The sequence below is a fragment of the Streptomyces sp. NPDC050806 genome, assembly GCF_055586425.1.
In genome coordinates this window covers 404,056-423,706 of sequence record NZ_JBVJIF010000002.1, presented here as the reverse complement: position 1 = coordinate 423,706, position 19,651 = coordinate 404,056, and the positions used below count along the sequence as shown (strand labels likewise).

Sequence of the window (19,651 nt, the reverse complement as noted above, 5' to 3'; positions counted from 1 at the left end):
CGCCACCGCACCCAGTACACCCCAGCCCGTCCGGCGTTTGAGGACAACCGTCACCGGGCGCACCCCGACGAAACGGCCCCGCTGGTCACCCACCGTCGCCCCGCCACCGCGTCACCGCGTCACCCAAGATCCAACGGATCAACCCGAACCCGCACAGCGGCCCCCTCCCGCCGCACCATCCGCGCGGCCCAAGCGCCCTTCAGGGCGCCCACCATCGCCGCCCCCTCCCCCGGCGGCACCCGGACCAGCACCCGCTCCCACTCCTCGCCCACCGGCGGATCCCCCACCCGCCGCGGACGCCCCGCGCCCGGAACGGGCAACGGCACCGGCCCCAGCACCTCCGCCGACGGCGGCAACGCCGCCCCCCGCACCAGGTCGGCGACGTCCTCGGCCCGCCCCGTGACCGAAGCCATCCGCGACACCGGCGGAAACCCCAGCTCCGCCCGCTCCGCGAGCTCCCGTACCGCGTGCCCCACCGGGTCCCACCGCACCAGCGCCTGCACAGGCCGCAGCGTGGGCTCCCCGGTCACGACGACGGTGCCGCCCTCCTCCGCCCCGCGGACCAACGCCCCCGCGCCCAGCCAGCGCCGCAGCGCCTCCTCCCCGGCCCGCAGGTCGGGGCGGTTCAGCAACGCCCACCCGTCCAACAGCAGCGCGGCGGCGTAACCGCCCGCCGCGACCGGCTCCGCACCGGGCGTGGAAACGACGATGGCCGGCCGGTCGGGCACGGTGTCCAGCACATGGTCCCGGCCGGACGTCCGCACCGGCACCCCGGGAAACGCCCGCCCCAGCTCCTCCGCCGTCCGCCGCGCGCCCACGACCTGGGCCCGCAGCCGCGCGTTCCCGCACTCCGCACAGTGCCAGTCCGGCGCCTGCTGCCCGCACCATGCGCAGCACAGCGCCGCGTCCTGGTCCCGCGCCTCCAGCGGCCCCACGCAGTGCCGGCAGCGCGCGGGCTCACGGCACCGCGCGCACGCCAGCCGGGGGACATACCCCCGCCGCGGGACCTGGACCAGCACCGGGCCGCGGGCCAGCCCCGCGCGCGCCGTCTGCCAGGCCAGCGAGGGCAGTCGCGCCGCGCGCGCCGCCTCGTCGCGGGCGGTCTCCGCGTCACCGATCGTGCGGACCAGCGGCGCCGCGGCACGCACCTGATCGCGCCCGGCCTCCAGGGACCGCGCCCAGCCGTTCTCCACGAGCTGCGCGGCCTCGACCGTGCGCCCCAGGTCACCGATGAGGCATGCCGCCTTCTCGTGCACGGCGCGCAGCAGCAGCACGTCCCGGGCGTGCGGGTACGGCGCGTGGTCGTCGCTGTGGGCGGTGTGCCCGTCGTCCCAGAGCGCGACGAGCCCGAGGTCCGCCACCGGTGCGTACATCGCCGCGCGCGTGCCGACGACGGCCCGCACGGCGCCGCGGCGTATCGCCAGCCAGCGGCGGTACCGCTCCTCCGGCCCGGAGTCCGCCACCAGGAGGGTGTGCATCCCCCGGCCCACCAGCTCGGTCAGCGCGGCGTCGACGCGCGCGGCCGACCGCCCGTCGGGCAGCACGACCAGCGCACCCCGCCCCGACGCCAGCGTCGCCGCCGCCGCGGCGGCCAGCTCCCACGGCCAGTCCGGACCCGGCAGCGCCGTCCACACGGCCCGGGGCGAGCCCCCGCGCGCGAGCGCGTCGATGAACCCGGGTCCGTCGGGATACCGCTCCCAGCTGGCCAGCGCGGGCACCGGCGGCGGAGGCGGCGGCGCCGCGAAGCGCTCCGCCTCGGGCTTGGCGTGCCGCGGCGGGATGGCGAGCTGCAGTACGTCGGCGAGCGAGCCGGCGTACCGGTCGGCCACCGCGCGGCACAGCGCCAGCAGCTCCGGCGTCAGCACCGGCTCCGGCGAGACGACCTGGGCGAGGGCCGCCAGCGGGCCGCGGTAGTCGGACTCGGCGATGCGCTCGACGATGTACCCGTCGAGGAGGCCGCCGCCCTCCCGCCGGCCCTCGCGCACCTTGCCCGTGCCCGCGCCGAACCGGACCCGGACCCGGACGCCGGGCTGCGCCTCCTCGTCCATGGCGGCGGGCACGGCGTAGTCCCAGAGCTTGTCGAGGTGGACCGGGCCCTTGTCCACCAGGACCCGCGCCACCGGCCGCTCCTTGGCCAGCTCGGCGCCCCGCCAGGTCCGCGGCCTGGCCTTGGGCGCCTTCTTCTTGGCCTGCCGGACGGTCTCCCGGATCAGCGCCAGCTGCTCTCCCTGCTCGCCGGCCCCCGCCCCGTTCTCGCTGCTCACACCCTCAGTCTTAGCAGACCCCACCGACAGTGGCCGCCGCCCGCAGGGCAACGGGGCGGGCCGGAAACGCCTCCGGGCCCGTACCGCGCGACGGCGGTACGGGCCCGGAGGCGTGAAGCGACGAAAAAGCAGAGCCTCAACGGCTCACGGCCTTACAGGCCCACCGCCTTGCGCAGGGCGTCCACGCGGTCGGTGCGCTCCCAGGTGAAGGCGTCCAGCTCGCGGCCGAAGTGGCCGTACGCGGCGGTCTCGGCGTAGATCGGGCGGAGCAGGTTCAGGTCGCGGATGATCGCGGCCGGGCGGAGATCGAAGACCTCGCTGATGGCCTGCTCGATCTTCTCGACGTCGACGGTGGCGGTGCCGAAGGTCTCCACGAAGAGACCGACCGGCTCGGCCTTGCCGATCGCGTAGGCGACCTGGACCTCGCAGCGCTGGGCCAGGCCCGCGGCCACGACGTTCTTCGCGACGTACCGCATGGCGTACGCGGCGGAGCGGTCGACCTTGGACGGGTCCTTGCCGGAGAAGGCGCCGCCGCCGTGCCGGGACATGCCGCCGTAGGTGTCGATGATGATCTTGCGGCCGGTGAGACCCGCGTCACCCATCGGGCCGCCGATCTCGAAGCGGCCGGTCGGGTTGACCAGCAGGCGGTAGCCCTCGGTGTCGAGCTTGATGCCGTCCTCGATCAGCTCGTTCAGCACGTGCTCGACGACGAACTCGCGGATGTCGGGAGCGAGCAGCGAGTCCAGGTCGATGTCCGAGGCGTGCTGCGAGGAGACGACCACGGTGTCCAGGCGGACCGCCTTGTGACCGTCGTACTCGATGGTGACCTGGGTCTTGCCGTCGGGGCGGAGGTAGGGGATGGTGCCGTTCTTCCGCACCTCGGACAGCCGCTTGGACAGGCGGTGCGCGAGGTTGATCGGGAGCGGCATCAGCTCCGGGGTCTCGTCGCAGGCGTACCCGAACATCAGGCCCTGGTCGCCGGCGCCCTGCTTGTCCAGCTCGTCCTCGTCGCCCTCGACCCGCTTCTCGTAGGCGGTGTCGACACCCTGGGCGATGTCCGGGGACTGCGCGCCGATCGATACGGAGACACCGCAGGAAGCGCCGTCGAAGCCCTTCTTGGAGGAGTCGTAACCGATCTCCAGGATCTTGTTCCGCACGAGGGTGGGGATGTCGGCGTAGGCCTTCGTGGTCACCTCACCGGCGACGTGCACCAGGCCGGTGGTGATCAGCGTCTCGACGGCAACCCGGGAGGAGGGGTCCTCCTTCAGGAGCGCGTCGAGGATGGTGTCGCTGATCTGGTCAGCGATCTTGTCGGGGTGGCCCTCGGTGACGGACTCCGAGGTGAAGAGGCGGCGGGACACATCGCTCCCTGGGGTTGCAGCGGCTGCTGTCTGATCATTGACGGACCGGCCGAGAGCTGCGCTCGGCGCGATCCACGGCCAGTTTATCGGTCGGAGGTCCCGTTCGGGCACGCAGTCTCGTTCTGTGGATGCGCCGTGACCAGGGACACCCTGTCAGCGGGTCGCGGAGCACCACCCAACGGCAGGCCACGACAAGGGGTTTTACCGTGGCGCGTGGGCCTGAATGGACTCATCGAGTGATCAGGAAATTCGTTCGGCGACCAGGTCCCAGACCGTGTCGGCCAGCGCTTCCTTGGGCCCGTGGGGCACCGGGGTCTCCGTACCGTCGGCGGCCAGCACGACCGCCTCGTTCTCGGCGGAACCGAAGGTCCTGTGCTCCCCCACCTCGTTGACGACCAGCAGGTCACAGCCCTTGCGGGCGAGTTTCCTGCGGCCGTTCTCCAGGACGTCGTCGGTCTCGGCGGCGAAGCCGACGACGATCTGTCCGGGACGCGCCCGGTCGGCGGAGATCTCCGCGAGAATGTCCGGATTGCGGACCAGGTCGAGCGGCGGCTGCTCCACGTCGTCCTGCTTCTTGATCTTGCCGGGGGCGTACTGGGCCGGGCGGAAGTCGGCCACGGCCGCCGCCATGACCACCGCGTCCGCGTCGGCCGCCGCCTTCAGGACCGCCTCACGCAGCTGCACGGCCGTCCCGATGCGGACCACGTCCACGCCCGCCGGGTCCGGCAGGCCGGTCTCCGCGGCGACCAGCGTGACCCGGGCGCCGCGCGCCACGGCCGTACGGGCGAGCGCGTAGCCCTGCTTCCCGGAGGAACGGTTGCCCAGGTAGCGGACGGGGTCCAGCGGCTCACGGGTGCCGCCCGCGCTGATCACGACGTGCCGGCCGGCGAGATCCGTGGTGACCGCCTCGGGGCCGCGAGCCAGCACCCGGCGGCAGACCTCGAAGATCTCGGCCGGGTCGGGCAAACGGCCCTTGCCGGTGTCGACGCCGGTCAGGCGGCCCACGGCGGGCTCGATCACGATCGCGCCGCGGCGGCGCAGCGTCGCGACGTTCTCCTGCGTGGCCGGGTGCTCCCACATCTCGGTGTGCATGGCGGGGGCGAAGACCACCGGGCAGCGGGCGGTGAGCAGCGTGTTCGTCAGGAGGTCGTCGGCGAGGCCGTGCGCGGCCTTGGCCAGCATGTCGGCCGTACAGGGAGCCACCACGACCAGGTCGGCGCCCTGCCCGATGCGGACGTGCGGTACCTCGTGGACCGACTCCCAGACCTCGGTGGAGGCCGGGTTCCCGGAGAGCGCGGCCCAGGTGGCCTCGCCCACGAAGTGCAGCGCGGAGTCCGTCGGCACCACGCGGACGTCGTGCCCGGACTCGCTCAGCCGCCGCAGCAGCTCGCAGGCCTTGTACGCGGCGATCCCGCCGCTGACTCCCAGGACGACCTTGGGCTTGTCCATCGTCTTCGCTGCTCCCCGAGCCAGGGCGCCCATGCGCCGAACGCTTTCCCGTACACGGCGGTGTACGTACCCATGACACACCAAGGGTCCGGCAGCGCGGCTGCCGGACCCTTGGTCCATGAAACTTTTCGCCGGAGCGGGCCCTTACTGGGCCGGGCCCTCCACGGCCTCGGAGGTCAGCAGACCCGCGTTGATCTCGCGCAGCGCGATGGAGAGCGGCTTCTCGTGGACGTGGGTGTCCACCAGGGGGCCGACGTACTCGAGCAGGCCCTCGCCGAGCTGCGAGTAGTACGCGTTGATCTGGCGCGCACGCTTCGCGGCGTAGATCACGAGGCTGTACTTCGAGTCGGTGGCCTCGAGAAGCTCATCAATCGGCGGGTTGATGATGCCCTCGGGCGTGGTGATGGAAGAGGACACTCTCTGCCTTCCGAAGGTGTGATCAGGGAATTTCCGGAAAACCCGCGGCATCTGAAAAGAGCGCGAAGATCATTCTCCGGAGTTATTCAGCATCAAGGCTAGCAGCTCACGCGAGACGTCCTCGACGGAGGTGTTGACGAGCGTCTCGTCGAACTCCTTCTCCGCCGCCAGCTCGACACGCGCGGCCGCCAGCCGGCGCTCGATCACCTCGGGCGACTCCGTGCCGCGGCCGGTGAGCCGGCGGACCAGCTCCTCCCAGCTCGGCGGGGCCAGGAAGACCAGCCGCGCCTCGGGCATGGACTCGCGGACCAGCCGGGCGCCCTGGAGATCGATCTCCAGCAGGACCGGCTCACCCGCCGCCAGGTGGTCCAGGACCGCCTGGCGGGGGGTGCCGTAGCGATTGCCCGCGAATTCGGCCCACTCCAGCAGCTCGCCATTGGCGATCAGCTTGTCGAACTCCTCGTCCTCGACGAAGAAGTACTGGACTCCGTGGCGCTCTCCCGGACGCGGCTTACGCGTGGTGGCCGAGACCGAGAGCCACACCTCGGGGTGGACCTTGCGCATATGGGCGACGACCGTGCTCTTGCCGACCCCGGAGGGGCCGGAGAGCACGGTCAGCCGCGGTTGTCTGTCCGGGGTTGCCGGGGTCGCCCCCCGGGAGACTGCAGAACTCATGCAGCAATTATTCCAGCTTCCGGGCAGTGCCCCGGCACTAGCTCGCTGCGCTGCTGCCGAACTCACGCTCGAGTGCCGCGATCTGGTTGGAGCCGAGACCGCGCACACGCCGGCTCTCGGAAATGCCCAGCTTCTCCATGAGCTGCTTGGCGCGGACCTTGCCGACGCCGGGCAGGGACTCGAGCAGTGCGGAGACCTTCATCTTGCCGATGACGTCATTCTCCTGGCCCTGCTTGATGACCTCATGGAGGGAGGCACCGGAGTGCTTGAGCCGATTCTTGACCTCGGCGCGCTCCCGGCGAGCCGCGGCGGCCTTCTCGAGCGCAGCTGCGCGCTGTTCAGGGGTAAGGGGCGGAAGAGCCACGCCTACGTCACCTCGGATGTAGAACTGTCGGATACGGACCGGTGTGGAACCTAGTCGCCCCGCACCTGCGGAGCAACGAACAACGCGCTTACGTGCGGTGCTCTCGTCGGAGACTAGCGGGCGAGGGCGCCAGAGTCAGCGAGAACAGACGAAAAGTCCTGGTCAGCCTCTGCCGACCAGGACATTTCGGGACCAAAGTACCGGCTGAAGTGCCGGTCGCTGCCATTAACCGACCGCTGCGGCCACATCCGCGGCCGTCCGAGCCGCCGCATCGCGCAGACCTGCGACGTCCGGACCGTGACGGAGAACACCCCGGCTGACGCTCGGCACCACATTGCGCACGGCGTCCCCGAAGACCTTCGGCAGGTCGGCGGGGGTCGCCCCCTGGGCCCCGATGCCGGGTGCCAGGAGCGGCCCGTTAACGGCGAGGTCGTACGCGGACAGATCGCCCAGCGTCGCGCCCACGACGGCGCCGAAGGAGCCCAGCGGTTCGGCGCCGGCGTTCTCGGCCTTGAGGTGGGCGAGCATGGTGGCCGCCACGGTCGAGCCGTCGGCCCGTACCGCGTGCTGCACCTCCTGGCCCTCGGGGTTGGAGGTGAGCGCCAGCACGAAGAGGCCGCAGCCGTTGTCCTTGGCCAGCTCCACTGCGGGCTTCAGCGAGCCGTAGCCCAGGTACGGGCTGACGGTGAGCGCGTCGGAGAAGAGCGGGCTGTCCTTGCCGAGGAAGGTCTCGGCGTACGCGGCCATCGTGGAGCCGATGTCGCCGCGCTTGGCGTCCATCAGGACCAGCGCGCCCCGCTCCCGGGCCTCGGCGACGGCCGTCTCCAGGACGGCCAGGCCGCGGGACCCGAAGCGCTCGAAGAACGCGGCCTGCGGCTTGAAGACCGCGACGGTCTCGCCGAGCGCCTCGACGACGGTACGGGTGAACCGGGCCAGGCCCGCCACGTCGTCGTTCAGGCCCCAGTCGGCGAGCAGCGAGGCGTGCGGGTCGATGCCGACGCAGAGCGGCCCGCGCTCGTCCATGGCGCGGCGCAGACGGGCGCCGAAGGGCTCCGCGGCGAGCCCCCGGGAGTCCTGGGAATTCATGAGGTCACCTTCTTGTGCTCGGCGCCGACGGCCTCGGCGAGCGTGGCGTACGGGCTGTTGCGCAGGCGTGCGGCCAGGCCCTTGTGCATGGCGCGGCACCAGAACGGGCCCTCGTAGATGAAGGCGCTGTAGCCCTGCACGAGGGTGGCGCCGGCCAGGATGCGCTGCCAGGCGTCCTCGGCGTTCTCGATGCCTCCCACGCCGATGAGGGTGATGCGGTCGCCGACGCGGGCGTACAGGCGGCGCAGCACCTCCAGGGAGCGCTCCTTCACCGGGCGGCCGGAGAGCCCGCCGGTCTCCTGGACGAGCGCGGGGTCGGACGTCAGGCCCAGGCCGTCGCGCGCGATGGTGGTGTTGGTGGCGATGATGCCGTCCAGGCCCAGCTCCACGGCGAGGTCGGCGACCGCGTCGACGTCCTCGTCGGCCAGGTCGGGGGCGATCTTCACCAGCAGCGGGACGCGGCGCCCGGTGACGGTGCGGTCGGCGGCCTCGCGCACCGCGGACAGCAGCGGGCGCAGGTGGTCGACGGCCTGAAGGTTGCGCAGCCCTGGGGTGTTCGGCGAGGAGACGTTGACCACGAGGTAGTCGGCGTGGCCGGCCAGCCGCTCGGTGGAGGTGACGTAGTCGCCGACCGCCTCGGACTCCGGCACGATCTTGGTCTTGCCGATGTTGACGCCCAGCGTCGTCCTGAAGACGGCCTTGCGGGCCGCCAGCCGGGCCGCCACGGCCGCGGAGCCCTCGTTGTTGAACCCCATGCGGTTGATCAGCGCGCGGTCCTTCACGAGGCGGAAGAGGCGCTTCTTGGGGTTGCCGGGCTGCGGCTGCGCGGTGACGGTGCCGATCTCGACGTGGTCGAAGCCGAGCATCGTCATGCCGTCGATCGCGACGGCGTTCTTGTCGAAGCCGGCGGCGAGCCCGAAGGGGCCGTGCATGCGGCGCCCGAGGGCCTCGACGCGCAGCTCCTTGTGGCGCGGCGCGAGGGCGGCGGCCACGAAGGTCCGCAGGACCGGAATGCGCGCGGCCAGCCGGATCCAGCCGAAGGCCAGGTGATGTGCCTGCTCGGGGTCCATCCGCTTGAAGACGAGCTGGAAGAAGAACTTGTACATGGTGATGTCCTCGGAAAGGCCTGGTGGGCCGCTTGAGCTCATGAAGAGGGGGACACCGTTCGCGGTGTCCCCCTCGTTCGGCCGGCTGCTTAGTCGCGGGCTGCCGTCAGGTGTTCGGCGTGCTCCTGGAGGGAGCGCACGCCGACCTCGCCGCGGGACACCGCCTCGATGCCCTGCACGGCGGCCGCGAGGGCCTGGACCGTGGTCAGGCAGGGCACGGAGCGGGCCACCGCCGCCGTACGGATGTCGTAGCCGTCCAGGCGGCCACCGGTGCCGTACGGGGTGTTGACGATCAGGTCGACCTGGCCGTCGTGGATGAGCTGGACGATGGTCTTCTCGCCGTTCGGGCCCTCGCCCTCGGACTGCTTGCGCACCACGGTGGCGTTGATGCCGTTGCGGCGCAGCACCTCGGCGGTGCCGGAGGTGGCGAGCAGCTCGAAGCCGTGCTGGACCAGCTCGCGGGCCGGGAAGATCATCGCGCGCTTGTCGCGGTTGGCGACGGAGACGAACGCGCGGCCCTTCGTGGGCAGCGCGCCGTACGCGCCGGCCTGCGACTTGGCGTACGCCGTGCCGAAGACCGAGTCGATGCCCATGACCTCGCCGGTGGAGCGCATCTCCGGGCCGAGGACGGTGTCCACGCCGCGGCCCTGCATGTCGCGGAAGCGCGACCAGGGCATCACGGCCTCCTTGACGGAGATCGGCGCGTCCATCGGGAGCGTGCCGCCGTCGCCGGTCTTCGGGAGCATGCCCTCGGCGCGCAGCTCGGCGACGGTCGCGCCGAGCGAGATGCGCGCGGCGGCCTTGGCGAGCGGTACCGCGGTGGCCTTCGAGGTGAAGGGCACCGTACGGGAGGCGCGCGGGTTGGCCTCCAGGACGTAGAGGATGTCGCCGGCCATCGCGAACTGGATGTTGATCAGTCCGCGGACGCCGACGCCCTTGGCGATGGCCTCGGTGGAGGCGCGCAGCCGCTTGATGTCGAAGCCGCCGAGGGTGATCGGGGGCAGCGCGCAGGCGGAGTCGCCGGAGTGGATGCCGGCCTCCTCGATGTGCTCCATGACGCCGCCGAGGTAGAGCTCCTCGCCGTCGTAGAGCGCGTCGACGTCGATCTCGATGGCGTCGTCGAGGAAGCGGTCGATCAGCACGGGGTGCTGGTCGATGAGGCCCGCGTGCCGCTCCAGGTACTCGCCGAGCGACGGCTCGTCGTAGACGATCTCCATGCCGCGGCCGCCGAGGACGTACGAGGGCCGGACCATGACCGGGTAGCCGATCTCGGCGGCGATCTTCTTGGCGTCGTCGTACGAGAAGGCGGTGCCGTACTTCGGGGCGGGCAGCCCGGCCTCGGTGAGCACACGGCCGAAGGCGCCGCGCTCCTCGGCGAGGTCGATGGCCTCGGGCGAGGTGCCGACGATCGGTACGCCGTTGTCCTTCAGGGCCTGCGCGAGGCCCAGCGGGGTCTGGCCGCCGAGCTGCACGACGACGCCCGCGACGGGGCCGGCCGCCTGCTCGGCGTGGACGATCTCCAGCACGTCCTCGAGGGTCAGCGGCTCGAAGTACAGCCGGTCGGAGGTGTCGTAGTCCGTGGAGACGGTCTCCGGGTTGCAGTTGACCATCACGGTCTCGTAGCCCGCTTCGCTGAGCGCGAAGGAGGCGTGGACGCAGGAGTAGTCGAACTCGATGCCCTGGCCGATGCGGTTCGGGCCGGAGCCCAGGATGATCACCGCGGGCTTCTCGCGGGACGCGACCTCGGTCTCCTCGTCGTAGGAGGAGTAGAAGTACGGCGTCTTCGCGGCGAACTCGGCGGCGCAGGTGTCGACCGTCTTGTAGACCGGGCGGACGCCGAGCGCGTGCCGGACCTCGCGGACGACGTCCTCGCGCAGCTCCCGGATCTCGGCGATCTGGGCGTCGGAGAAGCCGTGCCGCTTGGCCTCGGCGAGGATCTCGGGGCCGAGCTTGTCGGCGGCCGCGATCTCGTCGGCGATCTCCTTGACCAGGAAGAGCTGGTCGACGAACCAGGGGTCGATCTTCGTGGCGTCGAAGACCTCCTGCGGGGTGGCCCCGGCGCGGATCGCCTGCATGACGGTGTTGATCCGGCCGTCGGTCGGGGTCTGCGCCGTGGCCAGCAGCTCGGCCTTGTCGCCGGGCTCGCCGGTGAAGGCGAAGGAGCTGCCCTTCTTCTCCGTCGAGCGCAGCGCCTTGTTCAGGGCCTCGGTGAAGTTACGGCCGATCGCCATGGCCTCGCCCACCGACTTCATGGTGGTGGTGAGGGTGGCGTCGGCGGCCGGGAACTTCTCGAAGGCGAAGCGCGGCACCTTGACCACGACGTAGTCGAGCGTGGGCTCGAAGGACGCCGGGGTCTTCTCGGTGATGTCGTTCGGGATCTCGTCCAGCGTGTAGCCGACGGCGAGCCGGGCGGCGATCTTGGCGATAGGGAAGCCGGTGGCCTTGGAGGCGAGCGCGGAGGAGCGGGAGACGCGCGGGTTCATCTCGATGACGATGACCCGGCCGTCCTCGGGGTTGACCGCGAACTGGATGTTGCAGCCGCCGGTGTCGACGCCGACCTCGCGGATGATCGCGATGCCGACGTCCCGCAGGATCTGGTACTCGCGGTCGGTCAGCGTCATCGCCGGGGCGACGGTGATCGAGTCGCCGGTGTGCACGCCCATCGGGTCGAAGTTCTCGATGGAGCAGACGACCACGACGTTGTCGTTCTTGTCGCGCATCAGCTCCAGCTCGTACTCCTTCCAGCCGAGGATGGACTCCTCCAGGAGCACCTCGGTGGTCGGGGAGAGCGTGAGGCCCTGGCCCGCGATGCGGCGCAGCTCCTCCTCGTTGTGCGCGAAGCCGGAGCCCGCGCCGCCCATGGTGAAGGAGGGGCGGACGACGACGGGGTAGCCGCCGAGCTCCTCGACGCCCTTCATGACGTCGTCCATGGAGTGGCAGATGTAGGAACGCGCGGACTCGCCGTGGCCGATCTTCTTGCGGACCTCCTCCACGACCTCCTTGAAGAGGTCGCGGTCCTCGCCCTTGTTGATCGCTTCGACGTTGGCGCCGATCAGCTCGACGCCGTACTTGTCGAGGACGCCCTGGTCGTGCATGGAGATCGCGGTGTTCAGCGCGGTCTGGCCGCCGAGGGTCGGCAGCAGCGCGTCGGGGCGCTCCTTGGCGATGATCTTCTCGACGAACTCGGGGGTGATCGGCTCGACGTAGGTGGCGTCGGCGATCTCCGGGTCGGTCATGATCGTCGCCGGGTTGGAGTTCACGAGGATGACGCGGAGGCCCTCGGACTTCAGGACCCGGCAGGCCTGGGTGCCGGAGTAGTCGAACTCGGCGGCCTGGCCGATGACGATCGGGCCGGAGCCGATGACCAGGACGGACTGGATATCGGTGCGCTTAGGCACGCTGGCCCTCCATCAGGGATACGAAGCGGTCGAACAGGTACGCGGCGTCGTGGGGACCGGCGGCCGCTTCGGGGTGGTACTGGACGCTGAAGGCCGGCTGGTCGAGCAGCTGGAGGCCCTCCACCACGTTGTCGTTCAGGCAGACGTGGGAGACCTCGGCACGGCCGTAGGGGGTGTCGGAGACCTTGTCGAGCGGCGCGTCCACGGCGAAGCCGTGGTTGTGCGCGGTGACCTCCACCTTGCCGGTGGAACGGTCCTGCACCGGCTGGTTGATGCCGCGGTGGCCGTACTTCAGCTTGAAGGTGCCGAAGCCGAGTGCGCGGCCCAGGATCTGGTTGCCGAAGCAGATGCCGAACAGCGGGGTCTTCCGCTCCAGCACGGCCTGCATCAGGGCGACCGGGTGCTCGGCGGTGGCCGGGTCACCGGGGCCGTTCGAGAAGAACACGCCGTCCGGGGCGACCGCGTAGACGTCCTCGGCGGTGGCGGTCGCGGGCAGGACGTGCACCTCGATGCCGCGCTCGGCCATCCGGTGCGGGGTCATGCCCTTGATGCCCAGGTCGATGGCGGCGACGGTGAACTTCTTCGTGCCGATCGCCGGGACGACGTACGTCTCCTGGGTGGCGACCTCGGCGGAGAGGTTCGCGCCCTTCATCTCGGGAGCCTGGCGGACCTTCTCCAGCAGCGTGCCCTCGTCGGGCAGCGCGTCGCCGGAGAAGATGCCGACGCGCATCGCGCCGCGCTCGCGCAGGTGGCGGGTGAGCGCGCGGGTGTCGACGCCGCTGATGCCGACGATGCCCTGGGCGGCCAGCTCGTCGTCCAGGGTGCGGACGGAGCGCCAGTTCGAGGGGGTACGGGCGGGGTCGCGGACGACGTAACCGGAGACCCAGATCTTCTGGGACTCGGGGTCCTCGTCGTTGACGCCCGTGTTGCCGATGTGCGGGGCGGTCATGACGACCACCTGGCGGTGGTAAGAGGGGTCGGTCAGGGTCTCCTGGTAACCGGTCATGCCGGTGGAGAACACCGCCTCGCCGAAAGTCTCCCCCACGGCCCCGTAGGCGCGGCCGCGGAAGCTGCGGCCGTCCTCCAGGACGAGTACGGCGGGAACCTTCGCGGCTCCCCGGGTGGAGGTCGTCATCGTGCGCCTTCCGTTTCGGTGGTCGTGCTGACCAGCGCGTCCTTGCGCTGGATGGTCTCGTCGAGGGCGGTCACCCACGCGGAGTGCTCGGCGGCCCGGTCGGAGCGGAAACCGGAGTCGATCTCCTTCTCGCCCAGCCGCCAGGTGAGCACCAGCAGGCCGCCCTCGGGCAGGACCTTGCCGGCGATGCCCTTGTCCAGGCGGGCGCCGAGCAGGTCGGCGGCGGGGATGAAGAAGTCCTGCGCCCCGGGCCGGACGACGTCCACGCCCTGCTCCGTGAGGGTGACCTCGGCGCGGCTGCGGGTGCCGAGCCCGCGGGCCACGATCCGGTCGAGCCACTGCCCGGCGGTGGTGGAGCCGTGGTACCGGCCACTCATCGTGAGCCGCGGCTCACCGGGCGTGTCCGGGGTCTGCGGCAGCTCGGGCAGGTCGCCCTGGAGCGTGCCGCGCCACTTCCAGCCCTCGCGCATCAGCCAGTACAGCAGCGCGATGAAGAGCAGCAGGCCGACGACCCAGCCGATCCGCGCGGGCCAGTTGGTGACCTCGGCCGACTTCTGCGCGGCGGCCAGAGGGATCAAGATCGAATGAGGTGTCACGCCAGCTTCCCGTCCACGACCGTTGCCCGGCCCCGCAGGAACGTGTGGGTGACACGGCCCGGCAGCTCGCGGCCCTCGTACGGGGTGTTACGGCTGCGGGAGGCGAACCCTGCGGGGTCCACAGCTCCACGGTAAGCGGAATCGACCAGGGTGAGGTTGGCGGGCTCGCCTGCCGAGACGGGACGGCCGTGGCCCTCCAGGCGGCCGATGACCGCGGGGCGGGCGGACATCCGGTCGGCGACCTGCGCCCAGGTCAGCAGTCCGGTGTCGACCATCGTGTGCTGCACCACGGACAGCGCGGTCTCCAGGCCGACCATGCCCATGGCCGCCGCGCCCCACTCGCAGTCCTTGTCCTCGTGCGGGTGCGGGGCGTGGTCGGTGGCGACGATGTCGATCGTGCCGTCGGCCAGCGCCTCGCGCAGCGCCATGACGTCGCGCTCGGTGCGCAGCGGCGGGTTGACCTTGTAGACCGGGTTGTACGTGCGCACCAGCTCGTCGGTGAGGAGCAGGTGGTGCGGGGTGACCTCGGCGGTCACGTCGATGCCGCGGGACTTGGCCCAGCGGATGATCTCGACGGAGCCGGCGGTGGAGAGGTGACAGATGTGCACGCGGGAGCCGACGTGGTCGGCGAGGAGCACGTCCCGGGCGATGATCGACTCCTCGGCGACGGCCGGCCAGCCGCCCAGCCCCAGCTCGGCGGAGACGATGCCCTCGTTCATCTGGGCACCCTCGGTGAGGCGGGGCTCCTGGGCGTGCTGGGCCACGACGCCGTCGAAGGCCTTCACGTACTCCAGGGCGCGGCGCATGATCACCGCGTCGTCGACGCACTTGCCGTCGTCGGAGAAGACCCGGACGTTGGCGGCGGAGTCGTGCATGGCGCCCAGCTCGGCGAGCTTCTTGCCCTCCAGACCGACCGTGACGGCGCCGACCGGCTGCACGTCGCAGTAGCCGGACTCCTTGCCCAGCCGCCAGACCTGCTCGACGACGCCGGCGGTGTCGGCCACCGGGAAGGTGTTGGCCATGGCGTACACGGAGGTGTACCCGCCGACCGCGGCGGCCTTCGTGCCGGTCAGGACCGTCTCGGAGTCCTCGCGGCCCGGCTCGCGCAGGTGGGTGTGGAGGTCGACCAGGCCCGGCAGCAGGATCCTGCCGTCCGCCTCGACGATCTCGGCGCCCTCGGCGCTCGGCCCGCCACCGCCCGGTAGGGCGATACCAGATGCAGTCACCTCGGCGATGGTCTCGCCGTCGATCAGGACGTCCTGCGCGTCGCCACCGAGGACCTTCGCGCCGCGGATAAGGATCTTGCCCATGGTTACTTGCTCTCCTCGGTGCGAGTGCTGGTGGTCGTGCTGGTCGTGAGGGCGGGCTCGTTGCCGCCCAGCAGGAGGTACATGACCGCCATCCGGATGCTGACGCCGTTGGTGACCTGCTCCACGGCGGTGCAGCGCGGCGAGTCGGCGACCTCGGCGGTGATCTCCATGCCGCGGTTCATCGGGCCGGGGTGCATCACGACGGCGTGCTCGGGCATCCGGGCCATCCGGTCGCCGTCCAGGCCGTACCGGCGGGCGTACTCCCGCTCGGTCGGGAAGAACGCGGCGTTCATCCGCTCGCGCTGGACGCGCAGCATCATGACCGCGTCGGACTTGGCGACCACGGCGTCCAGGTCGTACGAGACCTCGCAGGGCCAGGTCTCCACGCCGACCGGGACGAGGGTGGGCGGCGCGACGAGCGTGACCTCGGCGCCCAGCGTCGTCAGCAGGTGGACGTTGGAGCGGGCGACCCGGCTGTGCAGGATGTCGCCGACGATCGTGATGCGGCGGCCGGCCAGGTCGCCCTCGCCGCCGGCCAGCCGGCGGCGCATCGTGAAGGCGTCCAGCAGGGCCTGGGTGGGGTGCTCGTGGGTGCCGTCGCCGGCGTTGATCACCGAGCCGCCGATCCAGCCGGAGGTGGCCAGGCGGTGCGGCGCGCCGGAGTCGTGGTGCCGTATGACGACGGCGTCGGCGCCCATCGCCTCCAGGGTCAGCGCGGTGTCCTTCAGCGACTCGCCCTTGGAGACGGACGAGCCCTTGGCGGAGAAGTTGATGACGTCAGCGGAGAGGCGCTTGGCGGCGGCCTCGAAGGAGATCCGCGTACGGGTGGAGTCCTCGAAGAAGAGGTTGACGACGGTGCGCCCGCGCAGGGTGGGCAGCTTCTTGATCGGCCGGTCGGCGACCCGGGCCATCTCCTCGGCGGTGTCGAGGATCAGGACGGCGTCGTCGCGCGAGAGATCGGCGGCCGAGATGAGGTGACGCTTCATCCGGTTTCTCCGTGAGTGAGGCAGGTAAGCGGAAATGTCCGCCGAGCGGGCATGGCTACGCGCACCCGGGCGCACCCGGGGCGTACGGGAGGCCTAGCGCTCGGCGGCCTGTGCGGTCGGAGCCTGCTTGTCCTGCTTGACGCCGAGCAGCACGGCGTCCCGGCCGTCCTCCTCGGCGAGCTGGACCTTGACCGTCTCGCGCAGCGACGTGGGGAGGTTCTTGCCGACGTAGTCGGCGCGGATCGGCAGCTCGCGGTGGCCGCGGTCGACCAGGACGGCGAGCTGCACGGCGCGCGGCCGCCCGATGTCGTTCAGGGCGTCCAGGGCCGCGCGGATCGTGCGGCCCGAGAAGAGCACGTCGTCGACGAGGAGGACCACACGGCCCTCGATGCCGTCACCGGGGATGTCGGTGCGCGCGAGCGTACGGGCCGGACCCAGGCGCAGGTCGTCGCGGTACATCGTGATGTCGAGCGAGCCGACGGGGACCGCGCGACCGGTGATCTCTTCGAGCTTGGCGGCGAGCCGGCGGGCGAGGAAGACGCCGCGGGTGGGAATGCCGAGCAGGACCACATCCTCGGCGCCCTTGGCGCGCTCCACGATCTCGTGGGCGATGCGGGTCAGCATGCGCGCGATGTCCGGGCCTTCCAGAACGGGGCGCGCCGGAGTCGCAGGTGTTGCGTCCATACGAAACGGACCTCCTTCTCCGCCTCACGGGACGGACCTTAAAGGACGTCGGATTTACCGCATTCACGGTACCAGGGACCCGAACATCGACCGTAAGCACCCCCGACGGTCAGCGGTATGCCTCATTCGGCTTGACGAAGCCAAATTACGCTGCGTAACCTCACAGTGAGTTACCAGCCGCGCGGCCGAGCCGCATATCGAGACAGCTGTCTGGGGAGCTTTATGTCCAGCGAATACGCTAAACAGCTCGGGGCCAAGCTCCGCGCCATCCGCACCCAGCAGGGCCTCTCCCTCCACGGTGTCGAGGAGAAGTCCCAGGGCCGCTGGAAGGCCGTGGTGGTGGGTTCGTACGAGCGCGGCGACCGTGCCGTGACCGTGCAGCGCCTGGCCGAGCTGGCGGACTTCTACGGCGTGCCGGTCCAGGAGCTGCTTCCGGGCACGACCCCGGGCGGTGCCGCCGAGCCGCCGCCGAAGCTGGTGCTGGACCTGGAGCGCCTCGCCCACGTCCCGCAGGAGAAGGCCGGACCGCTGCAGCGCTACGCCGCGACGATCCAGAGCCAGCGCGGTGACTACAACGGCAAGGTGCTCTCGATCCGCCAGGACGACCTGCGCACGCTGGCGGTCATCTACGACCAGTCCCCCTCGGTCCTCACCGAGCAGCTGATCAGCTGGGGCGTCCTGGACGCCGACGCGCGCCGCGCGGTACAGCACGAGGACATCTGACCCTCGGCCACTGAGCAGAAACGACACGCCTCGGGGCGGGAGCCGCTTGCTCCCGCCCCGAGGCGTCTTCGTGGGCGGCCGCCGCTCACTCCGCCGTCCGGTACAGCCGCCCGATGACCTCGGGCAGCAGGCGTTCGGTGAGCCGGGGCGGCATCGCCTGGAGCACCGCGAGCACCGGCGCCATCCGCTCGGGCAGCGCCCCTGACCTGCCGATTCCGGCCAATTCGAGCGCCATGTCGACCTCCTCGGGGGTCAGCGCCTCCGGGTCGAGCGCGGCAGCGGCGGCCCGCAGCTCCGGGCTCACCACCGCCGGGCCGCGCTGCCGCGCCCGCGCCACCGCCGCCGCGAGCGCGTCCAGCAGCCGCGCGACGCTCTTCTCCCCCGCCACCGCCGCCGTGACCGTCAGATGGAGGGTCGCGGGCGAGGCCCCGTACGCCGGCTGCGGCTGCAGGTACCAGCCCGCCTCCCGGATCTCGTCGGCCACGACGAAGACGTCCAGGGCGGGCTCGTCCGCCGTCACCGCGATCAGCGAGGCGTCCGGCGGCCCGAGCACCCGCAGGCCGTCCAGGGCACCGATGCCGCGCACCAGGTCGCCGGTCGCCCGGTGCACCCGCCGCGACAGCTCCGTGTAGCCGTCGGTGCCGATGTGCCGCACCACGGCCCAGGCGGCGGCCAGCAGCCCCGCGGACTTGGTGCCCTGGAGCGTGGCGTTGACGACGGGGTAGCCCGGCCAGGAGGCGTGCGCGAACCAGCCGTGCCGGCGCAGCTCCGCGTCGCGCAGCAGCAGGACCGACGCGCCCTTGGGCGTGTAGCCGTACTTGTGCAGGTCCACCGAGAGCGAGCTGACGCCCGGTACGGACAGGTCGAAGGGCGGCACCTCCGGCGCGTCGCCGGCCCGCCGCAGGTGGCCCAGGTACCAGCCGCCGATGCAGGCGTCGACGTGGCAGAGGACCCCGCGCGCGGCGGCGGCCGCCGCGACCTCGGCCACCGGGTCGATCACCCCGTGTGCGTACGAGGGCGCGGAGACCACCACCAGCGCCGTGCGGCCGGTGAGCGCCGCGGCGACGTCAGCGGGGCGCACCCGGTGGGTGGCCGGGTCGACGGGGACGGTTACTGCGCGCAGTCCGAAGAGGGCGGCCGCCTTGTGGAAGGCGGCGTGCGCCGTCTCGGGGAGGAGCACTTCGGGCGCGTCGACCCCGCGCGTCCGGCGCGCGTGCTCACGCGCCGTGAGCACGGCCAGGAGGCAGCTCTCCGTACCGCCGCTGGTGAAGGTGCCGGCGGTGGCGGCGGTCCCGCCCAGCAGCCGGGAAGCGGCGCCCACGAGGTCGTTCTCCAGCGCCACGACGCTCGGGAAGGCCGTCATGTCCAGGCCGTTGACCCCGGCGAAACGGGCGTGAGCGGCGGCCGCCAGCTCCTCGGTGCCGGGCAGCCCGGAGTCGTAGACGTACGCCATGGTCCGGCCGCCGTGCACGGGCAGGTCGGCGGCGCGCAGCGCGTCCAGGCGGGCGAGGAGGGTGCCGGGAGCGTCCCCGGCGGCGCGGTGTGCGAGGGATTCGGACATCCGGCCGAACGTAGAGCAGGCCCCGCAACGGCACCAGGCCCGGGCGGAAGAAAACTCTTCCGTCGCCGGGCCCGGTGGACGCGTGCGGAGCCTTGGATGCCGGGCGTCAGCCCCGGCGCAGGCTCGGCTTCATGTCCTTCAGACGGCCGAGCATGCCGTTCACGAAGGACGGCGAGTCGTCGGTGGAGAACTCCTTGGCCAGCTGCACGGCCTCGTCGATCACGACCGCGTCCGGAGTCTCGTCCACCCAGATCAGCTCGTAGGCGCCGAGCCGCAGGATGTTGCGGTCGACGACCGGCATCCGGTCGAGCGTCCAGCCGACCGCGTACTGCGCGATCAGCTCGTCGATCCGCTCGACGTGGTCCGCGTACCCCTCGACAAGCTCAAGGGTGTACTCGTTGACCGGGGGCTGCCGGGGGTCGGTCCGGGCGTGCCGCATCCAGTCCGCGAGCACGGTCTGCACGTCGGCGCCGCGCTGGTCGGCCTCGAAGAGGATCTGGAAGGCGCGCTTGCGGGCCTTGTTACGGGCAGCCACG

General features: G+C 71.6%; 17 protein-coding genes. 1 reads left to right on the top strand and 16 read right to left on the bottom strand.

Annotated elements, in window-relative coordinates; translation table 11 throughout:
- Nucleotides 1-119 precede the first annotated feature (119 nt).
- The 14 genes from ACZ6WH_RS07360 to pyrR all read right to left on the bottom strand — a co-directional run bounded on the left by ACZ6WH_RS07360 (nt 120) and on the right by pyrR (nt 16,831).
- Nucleotides 120-2,264 carry a primosomal protein N' gene (locus ACZ6WH_RS07360; RefSeq protein WP_469726672.1) on the bottom strand — a complete coding sequence of 715 codons (2,145 nt, stop codon included), beginning with the start codon at nt 2,262-2,264 and terminating at the stop codon, nt 120-122.
- 152 nt (nt 2,265-2,416) lie between these two features.
- Nucleotides 2,417-3,625, bottom strand: coding sequence for a methionine adenosyltransferase (gene metK, locus ACZ6WH_RS07355; protein WP_432851787.1), 1,209 nt, complete (start codon nt 3,623-3,625; stop codon nt 2,417-2,419).
- A gap of 240 nt (nt 3,626-3,865) precedes the next feature.
- A complete protein-coding gene (gene coaBC / locus ACZ6WH_RS07350; RefSeq protein ID WP_469727207.1) occupies nt 3,866-5,074 on the bottom strand; it encodes a bifunctional phosphopantothenoylcysteine decarboxylase/phosphopantothenate--cysteine ligase CoaBC in 1,209 nt (402 codons plus the stop codon).
- Nucleotides 5,075-5,218: 144 nt separating this feature from the next.
- The gene (gene rpoZ / locus ACZ6WH_RS07345) at nt 5,219-5,491 is read right to left on the bottom strand and encodes a DNA-directed RNA polymerase subunit omega (RefSeq protein ID WP_030610454.1); all 273 of its coding nucleotides are present in this window, start codon (nt 5,489-5,491) and stop codon (nt 5,219-5,221) included.
- 69 nt (nt 5,492-5,560) lie between these two features.
- Entirely contained in the window at nt 5,561-6,166 is a 606-nt protein-coding gene (gmk, locus tag ACZ6WH_RS07340) for a guanylate kinase (protein ID WP_361562230.1), read from the bottom strand.
- A 37-nt stretch (nt 6,167-6,203) separates the two neighbouring features.
- Nucleotides 6,204-6,530, bottom strand: a complete 327-nt coding sequence (locus tag ACZ6WH_RS07335; RefSeq protein ID WP_052868108.1) for an integration host factor — start codon at nt 6,528-6,530, stop codon at nt 6,204-6,206.
- 225 nt (nt 6,531-6,755) lie between these two features.
- Complete coding sequence (pyrF, locus tag ACZ6WH_RS07330) at nt 6,756-7,616, bottom strand: orotidine-5'-phosphate decarboxylase (RefSeq protein ID WP_469726671.1); 861 nt, start codon at nt 7,614-7,616, stop codon at nt 6,756-6,758.
- Nucleotides 7,613-8,722, bottom strand: a complete 1,110-nt coding sequence (locus ACZ6WH_RS07325) for a quinone-dependent dihydroorotate dehydrogenase (RefSeq protein WP_469726670.1) — start codon at nt 8,720-8,722, stop codon at nt 7,613-7,615. Before ACZ6WH_RS07325 ends, pyrF begins: the two co-directional genes overlap by 4 nt.
- Nucleotides 8,723-8,811: 89 nt before the next feature.
- Nucleotides 8,812-12,120 (bottom strand): carbamoyl-phosphate synthase large subunit, encoded by a 3,309-nt coding sequence (gene carB, locus ACZ6WH_RS07320; RefSeq protein WP_432851790.1) that lies wholly within the window; start codon nt 12,118-12,120, stop codon nt 8,812-8,814.
- Complete coding sequence (carA, locus tag ACZ6WH_RS07315; RefSeq protein ID WP_469726668.1) at nt 12,113-13,255, bottom strand: glutamine-hydrolyzing carbamoyl-phosphate synthase small subunit; 1,143 nt, start codon at nt 13,253-13,255, stop codon at nt 12,113-12,115. Before carA ends, carB begins: the two co-directional genes overlap by 8 nt.
- The gene (locus ACZ6WH_RS07310; RefSeq protein WP_469726666.1) at nt 13,252-13,851 is read right to left on the bottom strand and encodes a PH-like domain-containing protein; all 600 of its coding nucleotides are present in this window, start codon (nt 13,849-13,851) and stop codon (nt 13,252-13,254) included. Before ACZ6WH_RS07310 ends, carA begins: the two co-directional genes overlap by 4 nt.
- Entirely contained in the window at nt 13,848-15,161 is a 1,314-nt protein-coding gene (locus tag ACZ6WH_RS07305) for a dihydroorotase (protein ID WP_469726665.1), read from the bottom strand. The genes ACZ6WH_RS07310 and ACZ6WH_RS07305 overlap by 4 nt, the downstream gene beginning before the upstream one ends.
- Nucleotides 15,162-15,163: 2 nt before the next feature.
- On the bottom strand, nt 15,164-16,147 hold the full coding sequence (locus ACZ6WH_RS07300) for an aspartate carbamoyltransferase catalytic subunit (RefSeq protein WP_469726663.1): 984 nt from the start codon (nt 16,145-16,147) through the stop codon (nt 15,164-15,166).
- A 93-nt stretch (nt 16,148-16,240) separates the two neighbouring features.
- A complete protein-coding gene (gene pyrR / locus ACZ6WH_RS07295; protein ID WP_361562222.1) occupies nt 16,241-16,831 on the bottom strand; it encodes a bifunctional pyr operon transcriptional regulator/uracil phosphoribosyltransferase PyrR in 591 nt (196 codons plus the stop codon).
- 222 nt (nt 16,832-17,053) lie between these two features.
- On the opposite strand from pyrR, the gene bldD reads away from it, so the two are divergent.
- The gene (gene bldD / locus ACZ6WH_RS07290) at nt 17,054-17,554 is read left to right on the top strand and encodes a transcriptional regulator BldD (RefSeq protein WP_030610427.1); all 501 of its coding nucleotides are present in this window, start codon (nt 17,054-17,056) and stop codon (nt 17,552-17,554) included.
- Nucleotides 17,555-17,639: 85 nt separating this feature from the next.
- Here bldD and ACZ6WH_RS07285 read toward each other — a convergent pair whose 3' ends face one another.
- Nucleotides 17,640-19,115 (bottom strand): pyridoxal phosphate-dependent decarboxylase family protein, encoded by a 1,476-nt coding sequence (locus ACZ6WH_RS07285; protein WP_469726661.1) that lies wholly within the window; start codon nt 19,113-19,115, stop codon nt 17,640-17,642.
- A 106-nt stretch (nt 19,116-19,221) separates the two neighbouring features.
- Nucleotides 19,222-19,650 carry a transcription antitermination factor NusB gene (gene nusB, locus ACZ6WH_RS07280; RefSeq protein WP_361562220.1) on the bottom strand — a complete coding sequence of 143 codons (429 nt, stop codon included), beginning with the start codon at nt 19,648-19,650 and terminating at the stop codon, nt 19,222-19,224.
- Nucleotide 19,651 lies beyond the last annotated feature (1 nt).